Origin of the sequence: Streptomyces hydrogenans (assembly GCF_014656075.1) — a bacterium.
Classification (GTDB): Bacteria; Actinomycetota; Actinomycetes; order Streptomycetales; family Streptomycetaceae; genus Streptomyces; species Streptomyces hydrogenans.
On record NZ_BNBS01000019.1, the window covers coordinates 49104 to 73381 of the forward strand.

25 protein-coding genes are annotated in these 24278 nt (G+C 71.9%); 9 read left to right on the forward strand and 16 right to left on the reverse strand.

The window, feature by feature from the left end; all coding sequences use genetic code 11:
* Positions 1 to 23: 23 nt before the first annotated feature.
* Both IE321_RS11050 and IE321_RS11055 read right to left on the reverse strand, forming a co-directional pair.
* The gene (locus tag IE321_RS11050; RefSeq protein ID WP_190222666.1) at positions 24 to 608 is read right to left on the reverse strand and encodes a TetR/AcrR family transcriptional regulator; all 585 of its coding nucleotides are present in this window, start codon (positions 606 to 608) and stop codon (positions 24 to 26) included.
* Positions 608 to 928: a DMT family transporter gene (locus IE321_RS11055; RefSeq protein WP_190222667.1), complete on the reverse strand. Its 321-nt coding sequence runs from the start codon at positions 926 to 928 to the stop codon at positions 608 to 610. The genes IE321_RS11050 and IE321_RS11055 overlap by 1 nt, the downstream gene beginning before the upstream one ends.
* Positions 929 to 990: 62 nt before the next feature.
* On the opposite strand from IE321_RS11055, the gene IE321_RS11060 reads away from it, so the two are divergent.
* Positions 991 to 2052: a DUF7847 domain-containing protein gene (locus IE321_RS11060; protein WP_190222668.1), complete on the forward strand. Its 1062-nt coding sequence runs from the start codon at positions 991 to 993 to the stop codon at positions 2050 to 2052.
* Between the two features lie 62 nt (positions 2053 to 2114).
* Here the strand turns inward: IE321_RS11060 and IE321_RS11065 are convergent, their stop codons facing one another.
* From IE321_RS11065 to IE321_RS11105, 9 genes are all read right to left on the reverse strand, one after another.
* Positions 2115 to 2453, reverse strand: coding sequence for a metal-sulfur cluster assembly factor (locus IE321_RS11065; protein ID WP_043219410.1), 339 nt, complete (start codon positions 2451 to 2453; stop codon positions 2115 to 2117).
* Entirely contained in the window at positions 2450 to 2923 is a 474-nt protein-coding gene (gene sufU / locus IE321_RS11070) for a Fe-S cluster assembly sulfur transfer protein SufU (protein WP_043219407.1), read from the reverse strand. Before sufU ends, IE321_RS11065 begins: the two co-directional genes overlap by 4 nt.
* Before the next feature lie 12 nt (positions 2924 to 2935).
* A complete protein-coding gene (locus IE321_RS11075; protein ID WP_043219406.1) occupies positions 2936 to 4204 on the reverse strand; it encodes a cysteine desulfurase in 1269 nt (422 codons plus the stop codon).
* On the reverse strand, positions 4201 to 4965 hold the full coding sequence (sufC, locus tag IE321_RS11080) for a Fe-S cluster assembly ATPase SufC (RefSeq protein ID WP_043219405.1): 765 nt from the start codon (positions 4963 to 4965) through the stop codon (positions 4201 to 4203). The genes IE321_RS11075 and sufC overlap by 4 nt, the downstream gene beginning before the upstream one ends.
* A gap of 7 nt (positions 4966 to 4972) precedes the next feature.
* Positions 4973 to 5290, reverse strand: a complete 318-nt coding sequence (locus tag IE321_RS11085) for a bifunctional 3-phenylpropionate/cinnamic acid dioxygenase ferredoxin subunit (protein WP_043219404.1) — start codon at positions 5288 to 5290, stop codon at positions 4973 to 4975.
* A complete protein-coding gene (gene sufD / locus IE321_RS11090; protein WP_043219402.1) occupies positions 5290 to 6471 on the reverse strand; it encodes a Fe-S cluster assembly protein SufD in 1182 nt (393 codons plus the stop codon). Before sufD ends, IE321_RS11085 begins: the two co-directional genes overlap by 1 nt.
* 65 nt (positions 6472 to 6536) lie before the next feature.
* Entirely contained in the window at positions 6537 to 7952 is a 1416-nt protein-coding gene (gene sufB, locus IE321_RS11095) for a Fe-S cluster assembly protein SufB (protein ID WP_190222669.1), read from the reverse strand.
* Positions 7949 to 8674, reverse strand: a complete 726-nt coding sequence (locus IE321_RS11100; protein ID WP_190222670.1) for a helix-turn-helix transcriptional regulator — start codon at positions 8672 to 8674, stop codon at positions 7949 to 7951. The genes sufB and IE321_RS11100 overlap by 4 nt, the downstream gene beginning before the upstream one ends.
* A 103-nt stretch (positions 8675 to 8777) precedes the next feature.
* Positions 8778 to 9587 (reverse strand): DUF72 domain-containing protein, encoded by an 810-nt coding sequence (locus IE321_RS11105; protein WP_190222671.1) that lies wholly within the window; start codon positions 9585 to 9587, stop codon positions 8778 to 8780.
* 102 nt (positions 9588 to 9689) lie between these two features.
* Between IE321_RS11105 and IE321_RS11110 the strand changes: the two genes are divergently transcribed.
* From IE321_RS11110 to IE321_RS11120, 3 genes are all read left to right on the forward strand, one after another.
* On the forward strand, positions 9690 to 10625 hold the full coding sequence (locus tag IE321_RS11110; protein WP_043219397.1) for an ABC transporter ATP-binding protein: 936 nt from the start codon (positions 9690 to 9692) through the stop codon (positions 10623 to 10625).
* Positions 10622 to 11386 (forward strand): ABC transporter permease, encoded by a 765-nt coding sequence (locus IE321_RS11115; protein ID WP_043219395.1) that lies wholly within the window; start codon positions 10622 to 10624, stop codon positions 11384 to 11386. Before IE321_RS11110 ends, IE321_RS11115 begins: the two co-directional genes overlap by 4 nt.
* A gap of 73 nt (positions 11387 to 11459) precedes the next feature.
* Positions 11460 to 12428, forward strand: coding sequence for a COX15/CtaA family protein (locus tag IE321_RS11120; RefSeq protein ID WP_226651912.1), 969 nt, complete (start codon positions 11460 to 11462; stop codon positions 12426 to 12428).
* Between the two features lie 37 nt (positions 12429 to 12465).
* Here IE321_RS11120 and IE321_RS11125 read toward each other — a convergent pair whose 3' ends face one another.
* The 3 genes from IE321_RS11125 to IE321_RS11135 form a co-directional block, all read right to left on the reverse strand.
* Positions 12466 to 13545: an amidohydrolase family protein gene (locus tag IE321_RS11125; protein ID WP_190222673.1), complete on the reverse strand. Its 1080-nt coding sequence runs from the start codon at positions 13543 to 13545 to the stop codon at positions 12466 to 12468.
* A gap of 92 nt (positions 13546 to 13637) precedes the next feature.
* Entirely contained in the window at positions 13638 to 13982 is a 345-nt protein-coding gene (locus IE321_RS11130; protein WP_190222674.1) for a hypothetical protein, read from the reverse strand.
* Between the two features lie 293 nt (positions 13983 to 14275).
* Positions 14276 to 15229, reverse strand: a complete 954-nt coding sequence (locus IE321_RS11135; RefSeq protein ID WP_190222690.1) for a heme o synthase — start codon at positions 15227 to 15229, stop codon at positions 14276 to 14278.
* 366 nt (positions 15230 to 15595) lie between these two features.
* Here IE321_RS11135 and tkt point away from each other — a divergent pair, with 366 nt between their 5' ends.
* The 5 genes from tkt to pgl are packed head-to-tail and all read left to right on the forward strand — an operon-like array spanning position 15596 to position 22221.
* The gene (tkt, locus tag IE321_RS11140) at positions 15596 to 17683 is read left to right on the forward strand and encodes a transketolase (RefSeq protein ID WP_190222675.1); all 2088 of its coding nucleotides are present in this window, start codon (positions 15596 to 15598) and stop codon (positions 17681 to 17683) included.
* 35 nt (positions 17684 to 17718) lie between these two features.
* On the forward strand, positions 17719 to 18837 hold the full coding sequence (gene tal, locus IE321_RS11145; protein ID WP_190222676.1) for a transaldolase: 1119 nt from the start codon (positions 17719 to 17721) through the stop codon (positions 18835 to 18837).
* Positions 18838 to 18842: 5 nt separating this feature from the next.
* Positions 18843 to 20375: a glucose-6-phosphate dehydrogenase gene (zwf, locus tag IE321_RS11150; RefSeq protein WP_190222677.1), complete on the forward strand. Its 1533-nt coding sequence runs from the start codon at positions 18843 to 18845 to the stop codon at positions 20373 to 20375.
* Positions 20372 to 21442 (forward strand): glucose-6-phosphate dehydrogenase assembly protein OpcA, encoded by a 1071-nt coding sequence (gene opcA, locus IE321_RS11155; RefSeq protein WP_190222678.1) that lies wholly within the window; start codon positions 20372 to 20374, stop codon positions 21440 to 21442. The genes zwf and opcA overlap by 4 nt, the downstream gene beginning before the upstream one ends.
* Positions 21439 to 22221 carry a 6-phosphogluconolactonase gene (gene pgl / locus IE321_RS11160; protein ID WP_043219378.1) on the forward strand — a complete coding sequence of 261 codons (783 nt, stop codon included), beginning with the start codon at positions 21439 to 21441 and terminating at the stop codon, positions 22219 to 22221. Before opcA ends, pgl begins: the two co-directional genes overlap by 4 nt.
* A 22-nt stretch (positions 22222 to 22243) precedes the next feature.
* On the opposite strand, the gene IE321_RS11165 is transcribed toward pgl, so the two are convergent.
* Together IE321_RS11165 and IE321_RS11170 are read right to left on the reverse strand one after the other, a co-directional pair.
* Entirely contained in the window at positions 22244 to 23779 is a 1536-nt protein-coding gene (locus tag IE321_RS11165) for a PH domain-containing protein (RefSeq protein WP_190222679.1), read from the reverse strand.
* On the reverse strand, positions 23776 to 24276 hold the full coding sequence (locus tag IE321_RS11170) for a PH domain-containing protein (RefSeq protein ID WP_190222680.1): 501 nt from the start codon (positions 24274 to 24276) through the stop codon (positions 23776 to 23778). The genes IE321_RS11165 and IE321_RS11170 overlap by 4 nt, the downstream gene beginning before the upstream one ends.
* Positions 24277 to 24278: the final 2 nt, after the last annotated feature.

Genomic DNA, 24278 nt, shown 5'->3' on the forward strand with positions numbered 1-24278 from the left:
GGCGGCGCCCGGGCCAACCGGTCTCAGGGGCCGGTCGGACCGGCCGGAGCATCCGACGAGCCCCCGGCCTGCTCTTTCGGGCCTTCGTTCAGGATCCGGGCGAGCATCTCGCGCGCGTACGCCTCGTCGTACGGCGCGCCGGTGAGCAGCACCTGGAGGCCGATCCCGTCCATCAGGGCGACCAGGGCGCGGGCGGTGCTCCGGCCGGTGTGCGGGGCGAGGGCGGTGACGACCTCCTCGGTCCACGCGGCGGCGACCGGCCGGAGCGCGGGCCGGCGCAGGGCGGCGAGGTAGAGCTCGTACTCCAGCTCCACCTGGCTGCGCTCGCCGCCGAGCCACTCCCCCAGGAGCCGGGCGAGCGCGTCGGCGCCGGGCAGGGGGCGGTTCCGCAGCTCCTCGGCGAAGCCCGCGTTCACCCGGTGCAGGGCGGCGACGAGCAGCTCGTCGAGGGAGGAGAAGTGGTATGTGGTGGAGCCGAGCGGCACGTCGGCCTCGGCGGCGACCGTGCGGTGGCTGAGCCCGCCGATCCCGTCCCGCCGCACCACCCGCAGGGCGGCGTCGACCAGCCGCTCGCGCCGCTCGGGGTCGTACCGCCGGGCCCGCGCCATCAGTGCGCCCCGCCCAGGTTGAGCACGGCGACGCCGAGGACGATGAGGAGGATGCCGGCGATCTTGGCGAGGCTCAGCGTCTCCCCGAGGAAGAGGATCCCGATGCCGGCGACGGCCGCCGTGCCGACCCCGGACCAGATCGCGTAGGCGGTGCCGACCTGGAGGGTCTTGAGGGCCTGGGCGAGCAGGGCGAAGGCGACGAGGTAGCCGGCGCCGGTGATCAGCGAGGGCCAGAGCCTGCTGAAGCCCTCGCTGTACTTCATCGAGGTGGTGGCGATGATCTCGGCCGCGATGGCCCCGGCGAGCAGTCCGTAACCCATGCGCCGAGGGTACCCGGCGATGCGTACGGGTGTACACAACGGCTGCCGTTACCGTATCGCCCATGACTTATGCCCCTGGGCCGTACGGGTACGGCTACGCTCCGGTGCCGCCCCCGCCCAAGCCCGGCGTGATACCCCTGGCGCCCCTCGACCTGAACCACGTCCTGGGGGGCGCCTTCGCCGCGTACCGCCGCAACTGGAAGGTGCTGCTCGGCATCACCCTGGTCTCCTACGCGCTGGCCGCCCTGCTGATCGCCGGGGTCGGCACGGCCGCCTGGACCGGTCTCTCCGACCGGTGGGAGCACACCTCCACCGCCGAGGACGTCGCCCTCTCGGACCTCACGCCGCTCTTCACCGCCCTCGGCATCATCTGGCTGGCCTGCTCGGTGGGGCTGCTGCTGGCGACCGGCCTGCTGCACGCCGCCGTCGCGGTCGTGGTCCAGGAGGCGGTGCTCGGCCGCCGGCCGGGCTTCGGGACGGTGTGGCGCCGGGCGTGGTCCCGGCTCGGCGCGGTGCTCGGCTCGGTCCTGCTGTCGGCCGTGGCCGCCGTCGTGCCCGCCCTGCTCTTCATGATCGGCCTCTTCCTCATGCTGGCCGCGATGCTCGCGAGCATCGGGTCCGACGACGGTGCCGACGGCGCCGGATGGGCCCTCACCGGCCTGCTCTTCTTCCTCCTCGCCCTCGCGGCGTCACCGCTGGCCCTCTGGCTCTGGGTGAAGTTCAGCCTCGCCCCGACGGCCGCCGTCGTCGAGTCGGCCGGCACCCTGACCGCCCTGCGCCGGTCCGCGCAGCTGGTCCGCGGCGCCTGGTGGCGGATCTTCGGCTACACGCTGGTGATGATGCTGATCGTCGGCGGCGTCACCTTCGTGATGCAGATGGTCGTCTCCCTGACGACACAGGCGTCCCTCTTCGCCGCCCCGCTCGCCCAGCACGCCACCCCCGGCACGGTCTTCTTCTCGATGGGCACCGCCGCGGTGGTCTCCACGCTGCTCATGCTGGGGACCCAGGCCGTCCTGGGCCCCCTCCAGCCCCTGACCTCCGGGCTGCTCTACGTGGACCAGCGCATCCGCCGGGAGAACCTGGCCCCGGTCCTGGCCGAGGCCGCGGCCGCCCCGCACGCCTGACCTGACATACGAGGAGAGGCCCCCGGCGCGATGCCGGGGGCCTCTCCTCGTACGGTGACGGCTCAGACGTTGAAGCCGAGCGCGCGCAGCTGCTCGCGGCCGTCGTCGGTGATCTTGTCCGGGCCCCACGGGGGCATCCAGACCCAGTTGATCCGCAGCTCGTTGACGATGCCGTCGGTGGCCGAGCGGGCCTGGTCCTCGATGACGTCCGTCAGCGGACAGGCCGCCGAGGTCAGCGTCATGTCCAGCGTCGCGACGTTGGAGTCGTCGATGTGGATCCCGTAGATCAGGCCGAGGTTGACGACGTCGATGCCCAGCTCGGGGTCGACGACGTCGTACAGCGCCTCGCGGACTTCTTCCTCGGAGGCCGGCTTCATGGTGGCCTCGATGTTCTCGGTCATGCCGACTTCCTCACAGACTTCTGGTCGTCTCCGCCCAGGGCCTGGGCGGTCGCGTCCTTCCACGCCATCCAGCTGAGCAGCGCGCACTTCACCCGGGCCGGGTACTTGGAGACGCCGGCGAACGCGACCGCGTCCTCCAGGATCTCCTCCATGGCGTCATCCGGTTCGAGCTGGCCCTTGGACTGCATCAGCTCCAGGAAGGTGCCCTGGATCTTCTGCGCCTCGGCCAGCTCCTTGCCGACGAGCAGCTCGTTGAGGACGGAGGCCGACGCCTGGCTGATGGAGCAGCCCTGGCCCTCGTACGAGACGTCCTCGATGCGGTCGCCGTCGTACTTCACGCGCAGCGTGATCTCGTCGCCGCACGTCGGGTTGACGTGGTGCACCTCGGCGTCGCCGTCCCGCAAGCCCCGCCCGTGCGGGTGCTTGTAGTGGTCCAGGATGACGTCCTGGTACATCGAATCCAGCTTCACAGCTCTGCCGCCCTATCCGAAGAAGTTACGGACGTGCTCCAGCCCCTCGACGAGGGCGTCGACCTCGGCCGGAGTGGAGTACAGGTAGAACGACGCCCGCGTGGTCGCAGGAATTCCGTACCGCAGGCAGACCGGCCGCGCGCAGTGGTGGCCGACCCGGACCGCGATGCCCTGCTCGTCGAGGACCTGGCCCACGTCGTGCGGGTGGATGTCGCCGAGCGTGAAGGAGATCGCCGCGCCGCGGTCCTCGGCCGTGGTGGGGCCGATGATCCGCAGGTCCGGCACCTCCTGGAGGCGACGGACGGCGTACTCGGTGATCGCGTGCTCGTGGCGCGCGATGTTCTCCATGCCGATCGCCGACAGGTAGTCCACGGCCGCGCCGAGGCCGACGGCCTGGGCGATCGGGGGCGTACCCGCCTCGAACTTGTGCGGGGCCGGCGCGTAGGTGGAGGAGTGCATCGAGACGGTCTCGATCATCTCGCCGCCGCCGAGGAAGGGCGGCAGGTCCTCCAGGAGCTCCTGCCGTCCCCACAGCACGCCGATGCCGGTCGGGCCGCACATCTTGTGGCCGGTGAAGGCCACGAAGTCGGCCTGGAGCGCCTGCACGTCCAGGACCTGGTGCGGGGCCGCCTGCGAGGCGTCGATGCAGACGAGCGCACCGACCTCCTGGGCGCGCCGGACGATGGTCTCGACCGGGTTCTGGGTGCCGAGCAGGTTGGAGACCAGCGTGAAGGAGACGATCTTCGTCTTCTCCGTGATGACCTCTTCGATGTTCGACAGGTCGAGACGGCCGTCGTCGGTGAGGCCGAACCACTTCAGCTTCGCGCCGGTGCGCTGCGAGAGCAGCTGCCACGGGACGATGTTGGAGTGGTGCTCCATCTCCGTGATGGCGATCTCGGTCTCGTGGTCCACCCGGTAGGGGTCCTCGGCCCAGCCCAGCATGTTGGCCACGAGGTTGAGCGACTCGGAGGCGTTCTTGGTGAAGATCACCTCATTGCGGCTCGGCGCGTTGATGAAGGCGGCGACCTTGTCGCGGGCGCCCTCGTACAGCGCGGTGGCCTCCTCGGCGACCGTGTAGACGCCGCGGTGGACGTTGGCGTTGTGACGCTCGTAGTAGGCGTTGAGCGCGTCGAGGACCTGCCGCGGCTTCTGCGAGGTGGCCGCGGAGTCCAGGTACACGATCTTCTTGCCGTCGTGGACCGTGCGATCCAGGAGCGGGAAGTCCTTGCGGATCGCCTCGGTGTCGAGGAGGCCGGTCAGCCCCTGATGGGCGGAAGTCACGCGGATGCGCCACCCTTCACGTACTTGTCGTAGCCCTCGTTCTCCAGCTGGTCGGCGAGCTCGGCGCCGCCGGACTCGACGATGCGGCCGTTCGCGAACACGTGCACGAAGTCGGGCTTGATGTAGCGCAGGATGCGCGTGTAGTGGGTGATGAGGAGGGTGCCGACCTCGCCCGTCTCGCGGACGCGGTTGACGCCCTCGGAGACGATGCGCAGGGCGTCGACGTCGAGGCCGGAGTCGGTCTCGTCGAGGATCGCGATCCTCGGCTTGAGGAGCTCCAGCTGGAGGATCTCGTGGCGCTTCTTCTCGCCGCCGGAGAAGCCCTCGTTCACGTTGCGCTCGGCGAAGGCCGGGTCCATGGAGAGCTTCTCCATGGCCTCGCGGACCTCCTTGACCCAGGTGCGCAGCTTGGGGGCCTCGCCGCGGATGGCGGTGGCGGAGGTGCGCAGGAAGTTGGAGACCGAGACGCCGGGAACCTCGACCGGGTACTGCATGGCGAGGAAGACGCCGGCGCGGGCGCGCTCGTCGACGGACATCTCCAGGACGTCCTCGCCGTCGAGGGTGACGGTGCCGCCGGTGACCGTGTACTTGGGGTGGCCCGCCAGGGAGTACGCCAGGGTCGACTTGCCGGAGCCGTTGGGGCCCATGACCGCGTGGGTCTCACCCTGCTTGATGGTCAGGTCGACGCCCTTGAGGATCTCGCGGGGGCCGTTCTCCGCATCGACGGAGACGTGCAGGTCGTGGATTTCGAGCGTTGCCATGGGTGACTCAGGACTCCTGGGTGACGGAGACGAGCACATCGTCCCCTTCGATCTTTACGGGGTACACGGGGACGGGGCGCGTCGCGGGAAGGCCGGACGGCTTGCCGGTGCGGAGGTCGAAGCTGGAGCCGTGCAGCCAGCACTCGATGGCGCAGTCCTCGACCTCGCCCTCCGAGAGGGAGACGTTCGCGTGCGAGCAGATGTCGTTGATCGCGAACACCTCGCCCTCGGTGTGGACGACCGACACCGGCGTGCCGTCGACCTCGACCCGCTTCGGGGTGTCGGCCTCCAGCTCGCTCAGCGAGCAGACACGGACGAAGGCCATCAGACGGAAGCCTCCAGCTCGGCCTCGACCTTGGCGATGAGGCGCTCCTCGACGTCCGGCAGACCGATCTGCTGGACCAGCTCGGCGAAGAAGCCGCGGACGACGAGGCGGCGGGCCTCGGTCTCCGGGATGCCGCGGGCCATCAGGTAGAAGAGCTGCTCGTCGTCGAAGCGGCCGGTGGCGGAGGCGTGGCCGGCGCCGGCGATCTCGCCGGTCTCGATCTCCAGGTTCGGCACCGAGTCGACCCGGGCGCCGTCGGTGAGGACGAGGTTCCGGTTGAGCTCGTAGGTGTCGGTGCCCTCGGCGGCGGCCTGGATGAGGACGTCGCCGATCCAGACCGCGTGCGCGTCCTGGCCCTGCAGCGCGCCCTTGTAGGCCACGTTGGAGGTGCAGTGCGGGGTGTTGTGGTCGACCAGGAGGCGGTGCTCCTGGTGCTGGCCCGCGTCGGTGAAGTACAGGCCGAAGAGCTCGGCCGAGCCGCCGGGGGCGGAGTAGCTCACGCGCGGGTGGAGGCGGACGACGTCGCCGCCGAAGGTGACGACGACCGACTTGAAGGAGGCGTCCCGGCCGAGCAGCGCGTTGTGCTGCGCGACGTGGACGGCGTCCTTGTCCCAGTCCTGGACGGAGACGACGGTGAGCTTGGCGCCGTCGCCGAGCACGAAGTCGACGTTGGCGGCGAGCACCGCGTCACCGGTGTGGTCGATGACGACGACGGCCTCGGCGAAGGCTCCGAGCTCGATCACCTGGTGGCCGAAGGCGACGCCGCCCTGGCCGTGCACGGCGACGCGGATCGGCTCGGCGAGGACGGCCTCCTTGGCGACGGTGACGACCGACGCCTTCTCGAAGGAGGAGTACGCCTGGGCGGCGACGCGGTCGACGGGCTTGCCGGCCTTGCGCAGGCGCTCGTCGTCGCGGCCGACGGTCTCCACGGTGACGCCCTCGGGGGCCTCGATCTCGACCCGGACGCCCTCGCCGGTCGCGACGGCGGTGCCGTCGTGCAGACCGCGCAGACGGGCGAGCGGGGTGAAGCGCCACTCCTCCTCGCGGCCGTGCGGGACGGGGAAGTCCGCGACGTCGAAGGACGGCGGGGCGCTCATGCGGGTGGCGACGGTGGACTCGGCGGCCACCGCGATCGAGCCCGCGGTGGTGGAGCCCGCGGGGATGTTCTGAGCCTCAGCCATGGCTGTCGTGTTGCTCTCTTCCTGCGTAAGAAATCAGTCGCTGCGGTACGGAGGGGCGGGAGGCGTCAGCCGACCGCGCCTTCCATCTGCAGCTCGATCAGCCGGTTCAGCTCCAGCGCGTACTCCATCGGCAGCTCCTTGGCGATCGGCTCGACGAAGCCGCGGACGATCATCGCCATGGCCTCCTGCTCGGTCAGGCCGCGCTGCATCAGGTAGAAGAGCTGGTCCTCGGAGACCTTGGAGACGGTGGCCTCGTGGCCCATGGTCACGTCGTCCTCGCGCACGTCCACGTAGGGGTACGTGTCGGAGCGGGAGATCGTGTCGACGAGCAGGGCGTCGCAGAGCACGTTGGACTTGGCGCCGGGGGCGCCCTCGCCGATCTCGATGAGGCCGCGGTAGGAGGTGCGGCCGCCGCCGCGCGCCACCGACTTGGAGACGATGGACGACGAGGTGTTCGGGGCCATGTGGACCATCTTGGCGCCGGCGTCCTGGTGCTGGCCCTCGCCCGCGAAGGCGATGGAGAGCGTCTCGCCCTTGGCGTGCTCGCCCATCAGGTAGACGGCCGGGTACTTCATGGTGACCTTGGAGCCGATGTTGCCGTCGACCCACTCCATGGTGGCGCCCTCGTAGGCGACGGCGCGCTTGGTCACCAGGTTGTAGACGTTGTTCGACCAGTTCTGGATCGTCGTGTAGCGGCAGCGGCCGCCCTTCTTCACGATGATCTCGACGACCGCGGAGTGCAGCGAGTCGGAGGAGTAGATCGGGGCGGTGCAGCCCTCGACGTAGTGGACGTAGGCGTCCTCGTCGACGATGATCAGCGTCCGCTCGAACTGGCCCATGTTCTCCGTGTTGATACGGAAGTAGGCCTGGAGCGGGATCTCGACGTGCACGCCCTTCGGCACGTAGATGAACGATCCGCCGGACCACACGGCCGTGTTCAGCGAGGCGAACTTGTTGTCGCCGACCGGGATGACGGTGCCGAAGTACTCCTTGAAGAGCTCCTCGTGCTCCTTCAGCGCGGTGTCGGTGTCGACGAAGATGACGCCCTGCTCCTCCAGGTCCTCGCGGATCTGGTGGTAGACGACCTCGGACTCGTACTGGGCCGCGACACCGGCGACGAGGCGCTGCTTCTCCGCCTCCGGGATGCCGAGCTTGTCGTACGTGTTCTTGATGTCCTCCGGCAGGTCCTCCCAGGACTCGGCCTGCTTCTCGGTGGACCGCACGAAGTACTTGATGTTGTCGAAGTCGATCCCGCCGAGGTCGGAGCCCCAGGTCGGCATGGGCTTCTTGCCGAAGAGCTTCAGGCCCTTGAGCCGGAGCTTCAGCATCCACTCGGGCTCGTTCTTCTTCGAGGAGATGTCGCGGACGACGTCCTCGTTCAGACCGCGCTTGGCGGTGGCGCCGGCGGTGTCGGAGTCGGCCCAGCCGTACTCGTACCGACCCAGGCCCTCAAGCTCGGGGTGGCTGATCTCGGTGGTCATTCGGGCTTCCTCCCGGCCGTACTTGCGGATGCTGTCTCAGTGGTCTGCGGGGTGCTGTGCGGGATGAACGTGGTGCAGACGCCGTCGCCGTGGGCGATGGTGGCCAGGCGCTGGACGTGCGTTCCCAGGAGGCGGGAGAAGAATTCCGTCTCCGCCTCGCACAGCTGGGGGTACTGCTCGGCGACGTGGGCGACCGGGCAGTGGTGCTGGCAGAGCTGCTCGCCGACCGGCGCGTTGCGCGCAGTCGCAGCGTACCCGTCCGCCGTCAGGGCCTTGGCCAGCGCCTCGGCCCGCCGTTCGGGCTCGACCGATTCGACGGCCTCCCGGTAGGGCTCGGCCTGGGCCTCGATCCGGTCGCGGGCGAAGGCGGCCACGGCCGCCTCCCCTCCGGCGTTGCGCTCGATCCAGCGGAGCGCCTCGACGGCGAGGGAGTCGTACGACTGGTCGAAGGCGTCCCGGCCGCAGTCGGTGAGGGCGAACACCTTGGCGGGGCGGCCGCGGGTGCGGGCGCCGTAGACGCGCTTCTCGCGTGCCTCCACGACCTGCTCGGCGACGAGCGCGTCGAGGTGCCGGCGGACGGCGGCCTGAGTGAGGCCCAGCCGCTCGGCGAGGTCGGCGACGGTGGACGGCCCGTGATCCAGGATGGAGCGCGCGACCCGGTTGCGGGTGGACCGCTCACCGGTCGCGAGTTCCTCCGAGGGAGCCGCGCCAAGGTTTTTCACAACGCCATTGTTGCGTAATTAATCAGGCAGTGACAAGCCGCGTCCGAAGAGGTGACGATGGCGTGCATCACTCAGGTAAGGCTTACCTGACCTGCGGAAACGATCATTCGTGGGATGAATCGAAGCCGTCCTGACCAGCCGGTTCCCCCTCCTCGGGGATCGCGGCGGGCACGGCCACCGGCCGCCCGGCCTCGCTCATCAGGTCCCGGAGAACGGCCGCGTCACGGGGTGCCTCGACCCCCGGGTCGTTGTTGAAGTAGACGTACGCGTCCGCCCCCGCCGGACGGCCCTCGACCAGCCGCCCCACCCAGCTCTCCAGCGCCTGCCGGCCGTACGCCGGCCACGGCCGGGCCCGGCCCTCGTGCAGCCGCAGATAGCCCCAGTCCGCCGTCCGCCACAGCGGGGTCACCGGCCTGGACCCCCGGTCCGCCCAGCACAGCGCGGCCCCCCGCTCCGCGAGCACCGCCTCGGTCCGGTCCGTCCACCAGGAGGCGTGCCGCGGCTCGACGGCCACCCGCACCCCCGCCGGGAAACAGGCGAGGACCGCGTCGAGCAGCCCCGTGTCGGCCCGCAGCGACGGCGGGAACTGGAGCAGCACCGGCCCCAGCCGGTCCCCCAGCTCCCCCGCCCTCCCCATCAGCTCCGCCACCAGCTCCTCCGGCTCCCGCAGCCGCTTGTCGTGCGTCAGCCGGCGGGGCGCCTTGACCGCCATGACGAAGCCCCCGGGCGTCCGCCTCCGCCAGGCGGCGAAGGTCGACCGTTCCGGCAGCCGGTAGAACGAGCCGTTGTTCTCCACGGTGGCGAACCGGCGCGCGTACTCCTCCAGCCAGAGCCGCTGCGGCACGCCCTCCGGGTAGAAGGTGCCCCGCCAGTCCCGGTACTGCCACCCCGAGGTGCCCACGAAGACCGTCATGGGGGGCGCCTGCCCCGTCCGCGGCCGCCCATCCGGCGCCGCCCGGCCCCTCCCCCGGGGCCGCGGCCCGACCCGTCCCGGCGGGTCCTTAGACTTCCGGGCATGGAAAACGAGTCCGTCGACACCGCCGTCCGCGTCCGCGGCCTGGTCAAGCGGTACGGCACGAAAACCGCCGTCGACGGCCTCGACCTCGACGTGCGGACCGGCACCGTCACCGCCGTCCTCGGCCCCAACGGCGCCGGCAAGACCACCACGATCGAGACCTGCGAGGGCTACCGGAAGCCGGACGCCGGCACCGTCCGCGTCCTCGGCCTCGACCCGCGCGCCGACGCCGCCGCCCTGCGCCCCCGCGTCGGCGTGATGCTCCAGTCCGGCGGCGTCTACTCCGGCGCCCGCGCCGACGAGATGCTCCGCCACATGGCGAAGCTGCACGCCCACCCGCTCGACGTCGACGCCCTGATCGAGCGCCTCGGCCTCGGCTCCTGCGGCCGTACGACCTACCGGCGGCTCTCCGGCGGCCAGCAGCAGCGGCTCGCCCTCGCCATGGCCGTCGTCGGCCGCCCCGAACTCGTCTTCCTCGACGAACCCACCGCCGGCCTCGACCCGCAGGCCCGCCGCGCCACCTGGGACCTCGTCCGCGAGCTGCGCGCCGACGGCGTCACCGTCGTCCTCACCACCCACTTCATGCAGGAGGCCGAGGAGCTCGCCGACGACGTCGCCATCGTCGACGGCGGCCGGGTCGCCGCCCAGGGCAGCCCCGAACGGCTCTGCCGCGGCGGCGCCGAGAACACCCTCCGCTTCACCGGCCGCGCCGGCCTCGACCTCGGCTCGCTGCTCAAGGCGCTCCCGGACGGCACCCAGGCCGCCGAGCCGCTCCCCGGCACGTACCGCATCACCGGCACCGTCGACCCCCAGCTGCTCGCCACCGTCACCACCTGGTGCGCCCAGCACGGCGTGATGCCCGACCGCATCTCGGTCGAACGCCACACCCTCGAAGACGTCTTCCTCGAACTGACCGGCAAGGAGCTGCGCGCATGAGCGCCGGTACGTACGCGCCGAAGCCGGGGGCCGCCCCCGTCGGACGGATGATCGCGGCGCAGACCGCCCTGGAGACCCGGATGCTGCTCCGCAACGGCGAGCAGCTCCTCCTCACGGTGATCATCCCCTCCCTCCTGCTGGTGCTGTTCTCGACCGTCGACGTCGTCGACACGGGCGAGGGGAAGGCCGTGGACTTCCTCGCCCCCGGCGTCCTCGCGCTCGCCGTGATGTCCACCGCCTTCACCGGCCAGGCCATCGCCACCGGCTTCGAGCGCCGCTACGGCGTCCTCAAGCGGCTGGGCGCCTCCCCGCTGCCCCGCCGGGCCCTGATGACCGCCAAGACGCTCGCCGTCCTGGTCACCGAGGTCCTCCAGATCGTCCTGCTGACCGCCATCGCGTTCGGCCTGGGCTGGTCCCCGCACGGCAACCCGCTCGCCGTACTGCTCCTCCTGGTCCTCGGCACCGCGGCCTTCTCCGGGCTCGGGCTCCTCATGGCCGGCACGCTCAAGGCCGAGGCCACCCTCGCCGCCGCCAACCTGGTCTTCCTGCTGCTCCTGGTCGGCGGCGGGGTGATCGTCCCGCTGGAGAAGTTCGGCGCGGCCGGGGACGTCCTCGCGCTGCTGCCGATCTCGGCCCTCTCCGACGGCCTCAGGGACGTCCTGCGGGACGGCGCGGGCATGCCGTGGGCGGACGCCGGGATCCTCGCCGTCTGGGCCGTCCTGGGCCTCGGCGCGGCCGCGAAGCTCTTCCGCTGGGAGTAGCGGAGGGGACTCAGAGGGTGACGTTTCCCGACAAGCCACCCCTCGTGAAAGCGTGCACAAGCCCGCGCCTACGATAGGGCCCGTGCAGACCCCCCTCGCCTTCATCGCCCAGCGCTGGACGCCGTCCCCCCGGATCCTCCGGCGCGCCGCGCTCTCCGCCGTCGTGATGAGCGTGCTCATCATCGTCACGGGTGGCGCGGTCCGGCTGACCGGTTCCGGTCTCGGCTGCGACACCTGGCCCAAGTGCACGGACGACAGCCTGATCGTGACGCCCGAGCAGGGCTACCGCGGGCTGATCGAGTTCGGCAACCGGATGCTGACCTACGTCCTGTCGGCCGCCGTCGGCTGGGCGATCGTCGCCGCCCGCTCGACCAAGCCGTGGCGCCGCGGCCTCACCCGCTGGGGCTGGGCGCAGTTCTGGATCGTGATGAGCAACGCCGTCATCGGCGGCATCACCGTCTGGATGGGCCTCAACCCGTGGACCGTGGCCGGTCACTTCCTGGCCGCCAACGCGCTGCTGACCGTCGCCGTGATCACCTGGCACCGGACCGGCGAGGGCGACACCGCCCCGCGTCCGCGCGTGCCGGGGCCGGTACGGAAGCTGTCCTGGGCGATCACGATCGTCTCGGGCCTGCTGATCGTGCTGGGCACCACGGTGACCGGCGCCGGCAAGCACGCGGGCGACAGCAGCGACGTGCCCCGCATGCCGTGGGACTGGACGAACGCCGCCCACCTCCACGCCGTCGCCGCCTGGGCCGTCTGCGCCCTCGCCGTCGCCATGTGGCTGGTCCTGCGCGTCGTCGACGCCCCGGACGACACCCGCGCCCGCGCCCGCGACCTGCTGGTCGTGGTCCTCGCACAGGGCGCCATCGGTTACGTCCAGTACTTCACCGGCGTCCCCGAGCTCCTCGTCGCCGCCCACATGCTCGGCTCCTCGCTGATGTGGATCGCGGTGCTCCGCCTGGCCCTGAGCCTGCGCGAGCGACCGCTGCCGACGGCGGAGATCCCGGCCCAGGCGGACCCGGAGCTGGCCTCGGCCTGACGCTTCCCCGCACCCCCGACGCGGGTCCACCGGCCGCTCACCCCAGCCGGTAGACCCGCGTCGCGTTGTCCGCGGCGATCATCGAGGCGACCCGCTGGGCGTCGGTGCGCGACCAGGCGCCGTCCAGGACCCAGGCGCCCAGCACCCGGCCGAGGGCGGCCCGGAAGGCGCTGGCGGCGACCACGTGCAGTTCGGGCAGGCCGCAGGCGCCGCTGGAGTAGAGCAGCTTGCCGAAGGGGGCCAGCTCCAGGACCTCGGCGAGGACGTCCGCCGCCCGTGCCCCGGTGTGCGCCAGGGCGGCGCCCAGGTCCGCGTAGACGTGCGGGAAGACCCCGGCCATCCGGGCCGCCGTCCGGTGGTGCGGCGAGCCGTGCAGCAGGACGAGGTCGGCGCCGAGCCCTGCGGTGGCGGCGGCGAAGCCGCGCAGGGCGGCCGGGTCGCGGTCCCCGGTGTGCAGCTGGAGCGGGCGGCCCGCGCCCACCGCGATCCGCAGCAGGCGGCGCAGCAGCACCGGCGAGTCGAGGGGCCCGCCGACGGGCCGGCCGGCGAGCCAGCGGCCGGCGGCGCGGCGGGTCTCGGCGCGCCCGGGGGCCTCCGGGTCGGCGCCGAGGACGCAGCGCGGGGCGGAGACCGAGGAGAAGGCCACGGAGCGCACGGCGGCGTCCTGGACGGCCTCGGTGAGGTTGGCGAGGAAGCCGTCGACGGTGCCGGAGGTGTCGGCGACCTGCTCGGCTAGGGGTTCCAGGCGGACGATCTCGTGGGCGCGGGCGGCGCCGGCGGCGGCCAGTTCGGCGGGCCCGGTGAGGTCGCCGGGAAGGCCGGTGTCGACGAGGTAGGTGGCGATGCCGGCGGCCCGCAGCAGCCGGCGGCCGGTCTCGGCGACGCCGAGCTCGCGGCGCCGGGCGAGGTAGCGGGCGGGCGGGCAGTGCGCTTCGAGACCGAGCAGCGGCGGGCACCAGCGCCGTACGGCGAAGCCCGTCTGGGTGTCGAAGAAGGTCGTGCCGGAGGCCGGCAGGACGGCGGCCGGGCCGAGGTGGGCCTCGAAGGTGCCGAGGCCCAGCTCCGTCCGGAGCACCCCGTGGCAGTACTGGTCCACCAGGCGCGGCGTGTCGATCATCTCGGGGGGCTCCCTGCGTGGGCGTGTCTCCACACGTCCTAACGGGTGAGCCCCTCGCGAGGTTGTTGCCTGCGGCCGGGCCGTCGGCGGGTTCAGGCGTTGGCGGCCCCGCCGAGCTGGATGCCGGCCATCCGGGTCCACTCGTACGGGCCGGTGACGACCTTGGCGGCGAACTCGCCGTCGAACTCGTCGTGCAGGGTCAGCTCGGCCTTCTCGGCGGCCTGCCGCGCGATCGCGTGGGTGGGGGCCACCAGGTCGCCCCAGCCGCCGTCCTCGCCGACGAGGACGATCCGGGTGCCGGCCTGGCCGATGTGGGCGAGCTGGCCCTCGACGCCGCCGTGCTCCTTGCCGAAGGCGCGGATCTCCTTGGCCAGCTTGGCCGCCTTGCGCTCGGCGCGCGGGGAGACGGCCGTGGTGTCTTCCGTGGTGTCTGCCATGGCAAGGATGCTACCGAGCGGTAGATCGACTGGCGACGGCCGGGCCGCGTGGGACAGCCCACACGACCCGGCCGTCGGAGCCGGTGCGCCTAGGGCCTGTCTGACCATTGGCGTCGGATCAGGCCGGGGCGTCCGGTGCGTGCGATCGGCGTGCGGCCGGGGCGCCCTCGGATGGGGTCTCCCCTGCTCGAGCGAAGCCGAGAGCTCGGGGAAGGAGCTACTTGGGCGTTTCGGCCGTGCGGCGAGCGTGCGTGCCGGACGGGCCGGACCCGACGGGAATGGTCAGACAAGCCCTAGCGGAGGAAGGGGTCCACCGCGACCGCCACGAAGAGCAGCGAGACGTAGGTGATGGACCAGTGGAAGAGGCGCATCTCCTTGAGCTTGGCGCCGGTGACCTCGGCCTTGGCGCGGTTCAGCAGGCCGTGCGCCTCCCACAGCCACCAGCCGCCGGTGGCGAGGGCGACGGAGGTGTAGAACCAGCCGGTGTAGCCCAGCGGGGTGAGCAGCAGCGAGACCGCCACCATGACCCAGCTGTAGAGGACGATCTGCTTGGCGACGACCTTGTTGGAGGCGACCACGGGCAGCATCGGCACGCCCACGCGCGCGTAGTCCTCCTTCACCTTCATCGACAGCGGCCAGTAGTGCGGCGGCGTCCAGAAGAAGATGACCATGAAGAGGACGACGGCGGCCCAGGACATCGAGTTCGTGACCGCGGACCAGCCGATGAGGACCGGCAGGCAGCCGGCGATGCCGCCCCAGACGATGTTCTGCGCGGTGCGCCGCTTCAGGATCATCGTGTAGACGACCACGTAGAAGAGGAGCGCGCCGAGCGAGAGCCAGGCGGAGAGCCAGTTGACGAGCAGGCCGAACCAGAGGGTGGAGACGACGGCGAGGGTGATGCCGAAGACCAGGCCCTCGCGCGGCGAGACCATGCCGGTGACCAGCGGGCGCTGCGCGGTGCGGTCCATCAGCGCGTCGATGTCGCGGTCGATGTACATGTTCAGCGCGTTGGCGCCGCCGGCCGACAGGTAGCCGCCGAAGCAGGTGGCGAGCACCAGCCACAGGTCCGGCACGCCCTGCTCGGCGAGGAACATCACCGGAACGGTGGTGATGAGGAGCAGTTCGATGATCCGCGGCTTGGTCAGCGCCACGAATGCCTTGACGCGGGCCCCGAACGGCCGATGGCCCCCCGGGCTGGGAGTCAAGACGACCCCTGCGGGTCGGGACTCGACGGCCGTCACGCACACCCCTGACAGAGAAATTCCCAGCAAGTTCCCCGGATAAAGACGGGGTGAAACTTGCGCGTACCACGCCACTGTAGACGTTGCCCAGACGCCGATCTTCGCGGGGGTGGGGTCGTGTTGGCGGGGCTCACTCCCGGGCGCGCCCCGCCGCTCGTGGCGGGCCCGCGTCCCTCCCCGTATCAAGGGACGGACACCCTTCGGCGCGCCGTTCGGGAGGCGAAGCGCCACGGCCACCGGCACTCTTGCTCTGTCCGCTCATTTGAGGGGCATGGACACGAAAAGAGGGGGCTTTTTCGGGGGTAGGCTCGACAACGCCGGTACACCCTCAGTCACCGGCTACAGACATGTGGAGAGGAGCCCTGACCCAGGGTGAGCACTAAGCCGACCACCACAGACCTCCAGTGGACCGAATTGGACCAGCGGGCCGTCGACACCGCCCGCATCCTGGCCGCGGACGCCGTACAGAAGGTCGGCAACGGCCATCCCGGTACGGCGATGAGCCTCGCGCCGGCCGCGTACACCCTCTTCCAGAAGGTGATGCGCCACGACCCGTCCGACCCCCAGTGGGTCGGGCGCGACCGGTTCGTGCTCTCCGCGGGCCACTCCTCCCTGACCCTGTACACCCAGCTGTACCTGGGTGGCTTCGGTCTGGAGCTGGACGACCTCAAGGCGTTCCGCACCTGGGGCTCGAAGACCCCGGGTCACCCGGAGTACGGCCACACGGCCGGCGTCGAGACCACCACCGGCCCGCTGGGCCAGGGTGTCGCGAACGCGGTGGGCATGGCGATGGCCGCCCGCTACGAGCGCGGTCTCTTCGACCCGGAGGCGGCCCCCGGCACCTCCCCCTTCGACCACAACGTCTACGTGATCGCCGGTGACGGCTGCCTCCAGGAGGGCATCTCCTCCGAGGCGTCCTCGCTCGCGGGCCACCAGAAGCTCGGCAATCTGATCCTGCTGTGGGACGACAACCACATCTCGATCGAGGGCGACACCGAGACCGCCGTCTCCGAGGACACGCTGAAGCGGTACGAGGCGTACGGCTGGCACGTGCAGCGCGTGGAGCCGCAGGAGAACGGCGACCTGGACCCGGCCGGGCTGTACGCGGCGATCCGCGCGGCCGAGGCCGAGACCGGGCGCCCGTCCTTCATCGCGATGCGCTCGATCATCGCCTGGCCCGCGCCGAACGCGCAGAACACCGAGGCCGCGCACGGCTCGGCGCTCGGCGACGAGGAGGTCGCGGCCACCAAGCGCGTCCTGGGCTTCGACCCGGAACGGACCTTCGAGGTCACCGACGAGGTCATCGGCCACACCCGCGCGCTGGGCGACCGCGGCGCCGAGGCCCGCGCCGCCTGGGAGAAGCAGCTCGCCGAGTGGCGTGCGGCCAACCCCGAGCGCGCCGCCGAGTTCGACCGGATCCAGGCGAACGAGCTGCCGGCCGGCTGGGAGGAGAAGCTCCCGGTCTTCGAGGCGGGCAAGAGCGTCGCCACCCGTGCCGCCTCGGGCAAGGTGCTCCAGGCGCTGGGCGAGGTCGTCCCCGAGCTGTGGGGCGGCTCGGCCGACCTCGCGGGCTCGAACAACACGACGATCGACAAGGCGTCGTCCTTCCTCCCCGAGGGCAACCCGCTGCCCGAGGCCCACCCGTACGGCCGCACGATCCACTTCGGCATCCGCGAGCACGCCATGGCCGCGGAGATGAACGGCATCGCGCTGCACGGCAACACCCGCATCTACGGCGGCACCTTCCTGGTCTTCTCGGACTACATGCGCAACGCGGTGCGCCTGTCGGCCCTGATGCACGTGCCGGTCACCTACGTGTGGACGCACGACTCGATCGGCCTCGGCGAGGACGGCCCGACCCACCAGCCGGTGGAGCACCTGGCCTCGCTGCGCGCCATCCCGGGGCTGAACGTGGTCCGCCCGGCCGACGCCAACGAGACGGCGATCGCCTGGCGCGAGATCATGAAGCGGCACACCCGCGAGTACCTGAAGGGCGCGCCGCACGGTCTGGCGCTGACCCGGCAGGGCGTGCCGACCTACGCGCCGAACGAGGACGCGGCCAAGGGCGGCTACGTGCTGTTCGACGCCGAGGGCGGCACCGCGCAGGTCGTGATCATCGCGACCGGCTCCGAGGTGCACCTGGCCGTCGAGGCCCGTGAGGCGCTCCAGGCGGAGGGCGTCCCGACCCGGGTCGTCTCGATGCCGTCCGTGGAGTGGTTCGAGGAGCAGGACCAGGCGTACAAGGACTCCGTCCTGCCGCCGTCGGTGAAGGCGCGCGTCGCGGTCGAGGCCGGTGTCGGCCTGACGTGGCACAAGTACGTCGGCGACGCGGGCCGGATCGTCTCGCTGGAGCACTTCGGTGCCTCGGCCGACGCCAAGGTCCTCTTCCGTGAGTTCGGTTTCACGCCGGAGGCCGTGGCCGCCGCCGCCCGGGAATCGATCGCCGCCGCCGCGCGCTGACGCGGATACGTACGACTTTTGGAGATGCAACTCTCATGACAGACGCTCTCAAGCGCCTCTCCGACGAAGGCGTCGCGATCTGGCTGGACGACCTGTCGCGCAAGCGCATCACGTCCGGCAACCTGGCCGAGCTGATCGACCAGTCGCACGTGGTCGGTGTCACCACCAACCCGTCGATCTTCCAGAAGGCGATCACCTCGGGTGACGGTTACGAGCAGCAGCTCGCCGACCTGGCCGCCCGCAAGGTGACCGTGGACGAGGCCATCCGCATGATCACGACGGCGGACGTCCGCGACGCCGCCGACATCCTGCGCCCGGTCTTCGACGCGACCGACGGCCAGGACGGCCGGGTGTCGATCGAGGTCGACCCCCGTCTGGCCCACGAGACGGTCGCCACCATCGCCGAGGCCAAGCAGCTGGCCTGGCTGGTGGACCGCCCCAACACCCTCATCAAGATCCCGGCCACCAAGGCGGGCCTGCCGGCGATCACCGAGGTCATCGGCCTCGGCATCAGCGTCAACGTGACGCTGATCTTCTCGCTGGAGCGCTACCGCGCGGTCATGGACGCCTACCTGGCGGGTCTGGAGAAGGCCCGCGAGCGCGGCCTCGACCTCTCCGAGATCCACTCGGTGGCCTCCTTCTTCGTCTCCCGCGTGGACACGGAGATCGACAAGCGCCTGGACGGCATCGGTACCGACGAGGCCGAGGCGCTCAAGGGCAAGGCCGCGCTGGCCAACGCCCGGCTGGCCTACGAGGCGTACGAGGAGGTCTTCTCCTCCGAGCGCTGGGCCGCCCTGGACAAGGCGCAGGCCAACAAGCAGCGTCCGCTGTGGGCCTCGACCGGCGTCAAGGACCCGGCGTACAAGGACACGCTGTACGTCGTGGACCTGGTCGCCCCCGGCACGGTGAACACCATGCCGGAGGCCACCATGGAGGCCACCGCCGACCACGGCGAGGTCACCGGTGACACCATCCGCGGGACGTACGAGCAGTCCCGCGCCGAGCTGGCGGCCGTCGAGAAGCTGGGCATCAGCTACGACGACGTGGTCCAGCTCCTGGAGGACGAGGGCGTCGAGAAGTTCGAGGCGTCCTGGAACGACCTGCTCAGCTCGACCGAGGCGGAGCTCGCGCGCCGCGTCCCTTCGGAGGCCTGACCACTTTGAGCACCGTCCACGGAGCCAACCCGCTCCGTGACGCCGCAGACCGACGGCTCCCGCGCATCGCGGGGCCGTCGGGCCTGGTCATCTTCGGCGTCACGGGCGATTTGTCCCGTAAGAAGCTGATGCCCGCCGTCTACGACCTGGCCAACCGCGGCCTGCTGCCGCCGGGCTTCTCGCTCGTCGGCTTCGCCCGTCGGGAGTGGCAGGACGAGGACTTCGCGCAGGAGGTCCACGACGCGGTCAAGCAGCACGCCCGCACCCCCTTCCGCGAGGAGGTCTGGCAGCAGCTCATCCAGGGGATGCGCTTCGTCCAGGGCGACTTCGACAGCGACGAGGCGTTCGAGCAGCTCAAGGACACCATCGAGGAGCTGGACAAGGCGCAGGGCACCGGGGGCAACTTCGCCTTCTACCTGTCCGTGCCGCCGAAGTTCTTCCCGCTCGTCGTCCAGCAGCTGAAGAAGCACGGCCTGGCCGACCAGAAGAACGGCTCCTGGCGCCGCGCCGTCATCGAGAAGCCCTTCGGCCACGACCTGACCTCCGCCAAGGAGCTCAACGAGGTCGTCCACGAGGTCTTCCCGCCCGAGGCGGTCTTCCGCATCGACCACTACCTCGGCAAGGAGACCGTCCAGAACATCCTGGCGCTCCGCTTCGCCAACACCCTCTTCGAGCCGATCTGGAACCGGTCGTACGTCGACCACGTGCAGATCACCATGGCCGAGGACATCGGCATCGGCGGCCGCGCCGGCTACTACGACGGCATCGGCGCCGCCCGTGACGTCATCCAGAACCACCTGCTCCAGCTGCTCGCGCTGACCGCGATGGAGGAGCCCGCCTCCTTCGACGCCGACGCGCTCGCCGCCGAGAAGACCAAGGTGCTGGGCGCCGTCCGGCTGCCCAAGGACCTGGCGAAGACCACCGTCCGCGGACAGTACGCGGCCGGCTGGCAGGGCGGCGCCAAGGCCGTCGGCTACCTCCAGGAAGAGGGCATCGACCCCCAGTCGAAGACCGACACCTACGCGGCGGTCAAGCTGGAGATCGACAACCGCCGCTGGGCGGGCGTCCCCTTCTACCTGCGCACCGGCAAGCGCCTCGGCCGCCGGGTCACCGAGATCGCGGTGGTCTTCCAGCGCGCCCCGCACTCCCCCTTCGACCACACGTCGACGGAGGAGCTGGGCCGCAACGCCATCGTCATCCGGGTCCAGCCGGACGAGGGCGTCACCGTCCGCTTCGGTTCCAAGGTGCCGGGCACCCAGATGGAGATCCGGGACGTGTCGATGGACTTCGCCTACGGCGAGTCCTTCACCGAGTCCAGCCCCGAGGCGTACGAGCGGCTCATCCTGGACGTCCTGCTGGGCGACTCCAACCTCTTCCCGCGCGTGGAGGAGGTCGAGCTGTCCTGGAAGATCCTCGACCCGATCGAGCAGTACTGGGACAAGCACGGCAAGCCCGCCCAGTACGAGTCCGGGACCTGGGGTCCCGTCGAGGCGGACGAGATGCTCGCACGAGACGGCAGGAGCTGGCGCCGGCCATGAAGACCGACCTGACGGACACCACGTCCTCCAAGATCAACAAGGCGCTGGTGCTCGGGCGGCGGGCTATCGGCACCCCGGCCGTCGGCATGGTGCTCACCCTCGTGATCGTCACCGACGAGGAGAACGCCTACGACGCGCTGAAGGCGGCCAACGAGGCGTCCCGCGAGCACCCCTCGCGGACCCTCGTGGTGATCAAGCGGGTCTCGCGCTCGCCGCGGGACCGCGCCAACACCCGGCTCGACGCCGAGGTCCGCCTCGGCGCCGACGCCGGTTCCGGCGAGACGGTGGTCCTCCGGCTGTACGGCGAGGTCGTCGACCAGGCCCAGTCGGTGGTGCTGCCGCTGCTCCTCCCGGACGCCCCCGTCGTCGTCTGGTGGCCGGTGAACGCGCCGACCGACCCGGCGAACGACCCGCTGGGCGCCCTCGCCCAGCGCCGGGTGACCGACACGTACGCCGCCGAGCAGCCCATCGAGGAGCTGACCGCGCGCGCGGACACCTACACCCCCGGCGACACGGACCTGTCGTGGACCCGGATCACCCCGTGGCGCTCGATGCTGGCCGCCGCGCTCGACCAGGTCCACTGCAAGGTGACCTCGGCCGACGTGGAGGGCGAGGAGTTCAACCCCAGCGTCGAACTGCTCGCGATGTGGCTGGCCGAGCGGCTGAAGGTGCCGGTGCGGCGCTCGAAGTCGGCGGGGCCCGGCCTCACCTCCGTACGGCTGGAGACCAGCGCCGGACCGATCGTGCTCGACCGGCCCGACGGCTCGCTCGCGACCCTCTCCATAGAGGGGCAGCCGGACCGCGCGGTGGCGCTCAAGCGGCGCGAGACGGCCGAGCTGATCGCCGAGGAGCTGCGCCGGCTCGACCCGGACGACACCTACGCGGCCTCGCTGCGGTTCGGCCTGGAGCGGCTCGACGAGGAGGCGGCCATCACCGCCCCCGCGCCGGAGGCGCCCGCCCCGGACGTCACGGCCGCCGAGCCGGAGGCCGCTCCCGAGGCCGCCGGGGAGCCCGCGAAGAAGGCTCCCGCCAAGAAGGCCCCGGCGAAGAAGGCGGCGGCCAAGTGAGCACTCCGCAGCTGGTGGTCCACCGGGACAAGGAGCTGATGGCCGAGGCCGCCGCGGCCCGGCTGATCACCCGGATCGTGGACGCGCAGTCCTCCCGCGGCGCGGCCTCGGTCGTGCTGACGGGCGGCCGCAACGGCAACGGGCTGCTCGCCGCGCTCGGCACGGCCCCCGCCCGGGACGCGATCGACTGGTCGCGGCTCGACCTGTGGTGGGGCGACGAGCGGTTCCTGCCCGAGGGCGACCCCGAGCGGAACGTCACCCAGGCCCGCGCGGCGCTGCTCGACCGGGTCCCGCTGGACCCGGCCCGGGTGCACGCCATGCCGGCCTCCGACGGGCCGTACGGCGACGACGCGGACGCCGCCGCGGCGGGCTACGCGGCCGAACTGGCCGCCGCGGCCGCCCCGGAGGACCGCGCCGGCGTGCCCGCCTTCGACGTGCTGATGCTGGGCGTCGGCCCGGACACCCACGTGGCCTCGCTCTTCCCGGAGCTGCCCGCGGTCCGGGAGACCGAGCGGACGGTCGTCGGCGTGCACGGCGCGCCCAAGCCGCCGCCCACCCGGATCTCCCTGACCCTCCCGGCGATCCGGGCGGCGAAGGAGGTCTGGCTGCTCGCGGCGGGCGAGGACAAGGCGAAGGCGGCGGCCCTCGCGCTGTCCGGCGCGGGCGAGGTGCAGGCCCCCGCGGCCGGCGCCCGCGGCCGCTCGCGCACGCTGTGGCTGATGGACGCGGCGGCGGCCTCGGAGCTGCCGCGGAGCCTGTATCCGCCGGCCTCGGCCTGATCCCCCCGTACGGAGGCCCGGTTCACCTCGCGGTGGACCGGGCCTCCGGCGTTCCGGCGCGGACCAGGAAGGGCGTGAGCAGCCCCGGGACGGCCTCGTCGGCGAGGGCGAGGCCCTGGTCCTCGCCCGCGTCCAGGACGTCGTAGGCGCCCTCTCCGGCGGCCGTGGTGGCGGTGAGGGTGAGGATCCCGGCGCGGCGCTGGAAGTACGACTGCTTGACCGTCCAGCCGATGATCCCGGTCCGCTGGAGGGCGACGGTGGCCCGGCGCACGGAGCCCGAACGGGTCACCAGATAGCCGCCGCTGACGGTGTGCCCGAGGGAGCGGTACGCGTCCCGGGCGAGGAGCACGGCGAGCGGGGCGAGGACGACGGTCCAGCCGGCCGCCACGTACAGCAGCACCGGCGTGAGGAGCGCCCCCAGGAGGGCGAGGACGGCGGCGGGGAGCAGGACGGCGGCGAGCGCCCATCGGAGCCTGCGGGCGCGGGCGGCACGGGGGTGGGCGGTGAGCGGGGCGGAGGTGGGCGGCTCGGTCTCGCGCAGGACCTCGGCGGCGACCCGGTCGGCGACGGCCCGGGGCGCGGCCGGCAGCAGCGTCTTGAGGTCGGTGTGCTTCTCGTCGTCGTCCTCGGCGAGCCCGGTGGCGACGGCGTCGACCCGGGCGGCGCCGAGGAGCCGGACGCCGAGGGGTTCGACGAGCTCGACGCCGCGCAGCCGGCGCTCCTCCAGGGTGACCGAGCGGGCGGTGAACAGGCCCCTGCGGACCCGGAGGGTGCCGCCGGGCTCGCGCTCCAGCCGGTGGTTCCACCACATCTCGATCCACAGGCCGAGGGCGCCGACGGCGCCGGCGGCGGTGGCGAGGAGGAGGAGATCGACGATCATCCAGGGCAGCGAGACCTCCTGGAAGCGGTCCCCTATCCAGTCGATGACCTCGGCCTGGGCGCCGAACCACTCGCTGACCTGCAGGACGGCCCCCGCGGCGGCGCCGCCGAGGGCGGGGGCGACGAAGGAGACCGGGGCGTAGCGGATCCAGCGGGGGTCGAGGACGGCGAGGGTGCCGTCGTGGGCGGGATCGGCCCCGGTGGCGGCGGGGCGGGCGAGGAGCTCGCGGCGGAGCCGTTCGCCCTCGGCGCGGGTGACGAGTTCGAGTTCGAGGGTGGACTCGCCGCCGCCGGTGGACTCGCCGGTGCCGATGCGGACCTTGACGAGGCCGGGGACCCGCTGGAGCGGGTTGGCCGTGAGGTCGACGGTGCGGATCCGGTCGCGGGCCAGGGAGCGGCGCTTGAGGAGGAGCAGGCCGGTGTGGAGGTCGACCCGGTCGGGGCCGACGCGGTAGCGGGTGCGGCGGCAGCGGACCCAGTCGGCGGCGGTGCCGCCGCCGACGAGGAGGACGGCGCCGGCGAGGACCCAGGCCACGGCCTGCCACAGCGGCCGGCCGCCGGCCAGTCCGGCGGCGATCGGCACCCCGGCGCCGGCGGCGACCCCGCAGAACACGGCGGCGGTGACGAGGAGGGTGCGCGGGTCGAGCCGCCGCCACTCCCCCTCGGGCCCGGCGGTCACGTGGCGTCCCCGGGGGTGGCCCGGGTGAGCGCGGTGAGCCGTTCGGCGAGGTCGGCGGCGAGTTCGTGGTCGAGCCCCTCGACCCGCAGCGCGCCCTTGGAGGAGGCGGTGGTGACGGTGACGGTGGCCAGGCCGAAGAGCTGTTCCAGCGGGCCGCGTACGGTGTCCACGGTCTGGATCCGGGACATGGGGGCGATCCGCCACTCCTGCCACAGGGCTCCGGTGCGGACGTACACGGCCTCGTCGGTCACCTCCCAGCGGTGCACCCGGAACCACCAGGCGGGGAAGAACGCGGTGCAGGCGACCCCGAGCGCGACCAGGACGACGGCCGTGCCGAGCAGCCAGGTCCGGGCCGGTTCGATCAGCAGGCCCAGCACGGCCAGGACGGCGGCCGGGAGGCCGGCGGCGAGGAGGCACTGGGCGCTCCACCAGCCGACGGCCCTGCGGTCCACCGCGTTCCTGGGCGGCCGCAGCCGCACCGCGTTCTCCCCCGCCATCG

Coding starts and splice junctions, on each gene's coding strand:
- IE321_RS11055 (WP_190222667.1), bottom strand. CDS start 928: ATGGGTTACGGACTGCTCGCCGGGGCCATCGCGGCCGAGATCATCGCC.
- sufB (WP_190222669.1), bottom strand. CDS start 7,952: ATGACCACCGAGATCAGCCACCCCGAGCTTGAGGGCCTGGGTCGGTAC.
- tal (WP_190222676.1), top strand. CDS start 17,719: ATGACAGACGCTCTCAAGCGCCTCTCCGACGAAGGCGTCGCGATCTGG.
- IE321_RS11130 (WP_190222674.1), bottom strand. CDS start 13,982: ATGGCAGACACCACGGAAGACACCACGGCCGTCTCCCCGCGCGCCGAG.
- IE321_RS11065 (WP_043219410.1), bottom strand. CDS start 2,453: ATGACCGAGAACATCGAGGCCACCATGAAGCCGGCCTCCGAGGAAGAA.
- IE321_RS11170 (WP_190222680.1), bottom strand. CDS start 24,276: ATGGCGGGGGAGAACGCGGTGCGGCTGCGGCCGCCCAGGAACGCGGTG.
- IE321_RS11105 (WP_190222671.1), bottom strand. CDS start 9,587: ATGACGGTCTTCGTGGGCACCTCGGGGTGGCAGTACCGGGACTGGCGG.
- IE321_RS11110 (WP_043219397.1), top strand. CDS start 9,690: ATGGAAAACGAGTCCGTCGACACCGCCGTCCGCGTCCGCGGCCTGGTC.
- IE321_RS11125 (WP_190222673.1), bottom strand. CDS start 13,545: ATGATCGACACGCCGCGCCTGGTGGACCAGTACTGCCACGGGGTGCTC.
- IE321_RS11085 (WP_043219404.1), bottom strand. CDS start 5,290: ATGGCCTTCGTCCGTGTCTGCTCGCTGAGCGAGCTGGAGGCCGACACC.
- sufD (WP_043219402.1), bottom strand. CDS start 6,471: ATGGCTGAGGCTCAGAACATCCCCGCGGGCTCCACCACCGCGGGCTCG.
- IE321_RS11050 (WP_190222666.1), bottom strand. CDS start 608: ATGGCGCGGGCCCGGCGGTACGACCCCGAGCGGCGCGAGCGGCTGGTC.
- opcA (WP_190222678.1), top strand. CDS start 20,372: ATGAAGACCGACCTGACGGACACCACGTCCTCCAAGATCAACAAGGCG.
- IE321_RS11115 (WP_043219395.1), top strand. CDS start 10,622: ATGAGCGCCGGTACGTACGCGCCGAAGCCGGGGGCCGCCCCCGTCGGA.
- IE321_RS11060 (WP_190222668.1), top strand. CDS start 991: ATGACTTATGCCCCTGGGCCGTACGGGTACGGCTACGCTCCGGTGCCG.
- sufC (WP_043219405.1), bottom strand. CDS start 4,965: ATGGCAACGCTCGAAATCCACGACCTGCACGTCTCCGTCGATGCGGAG.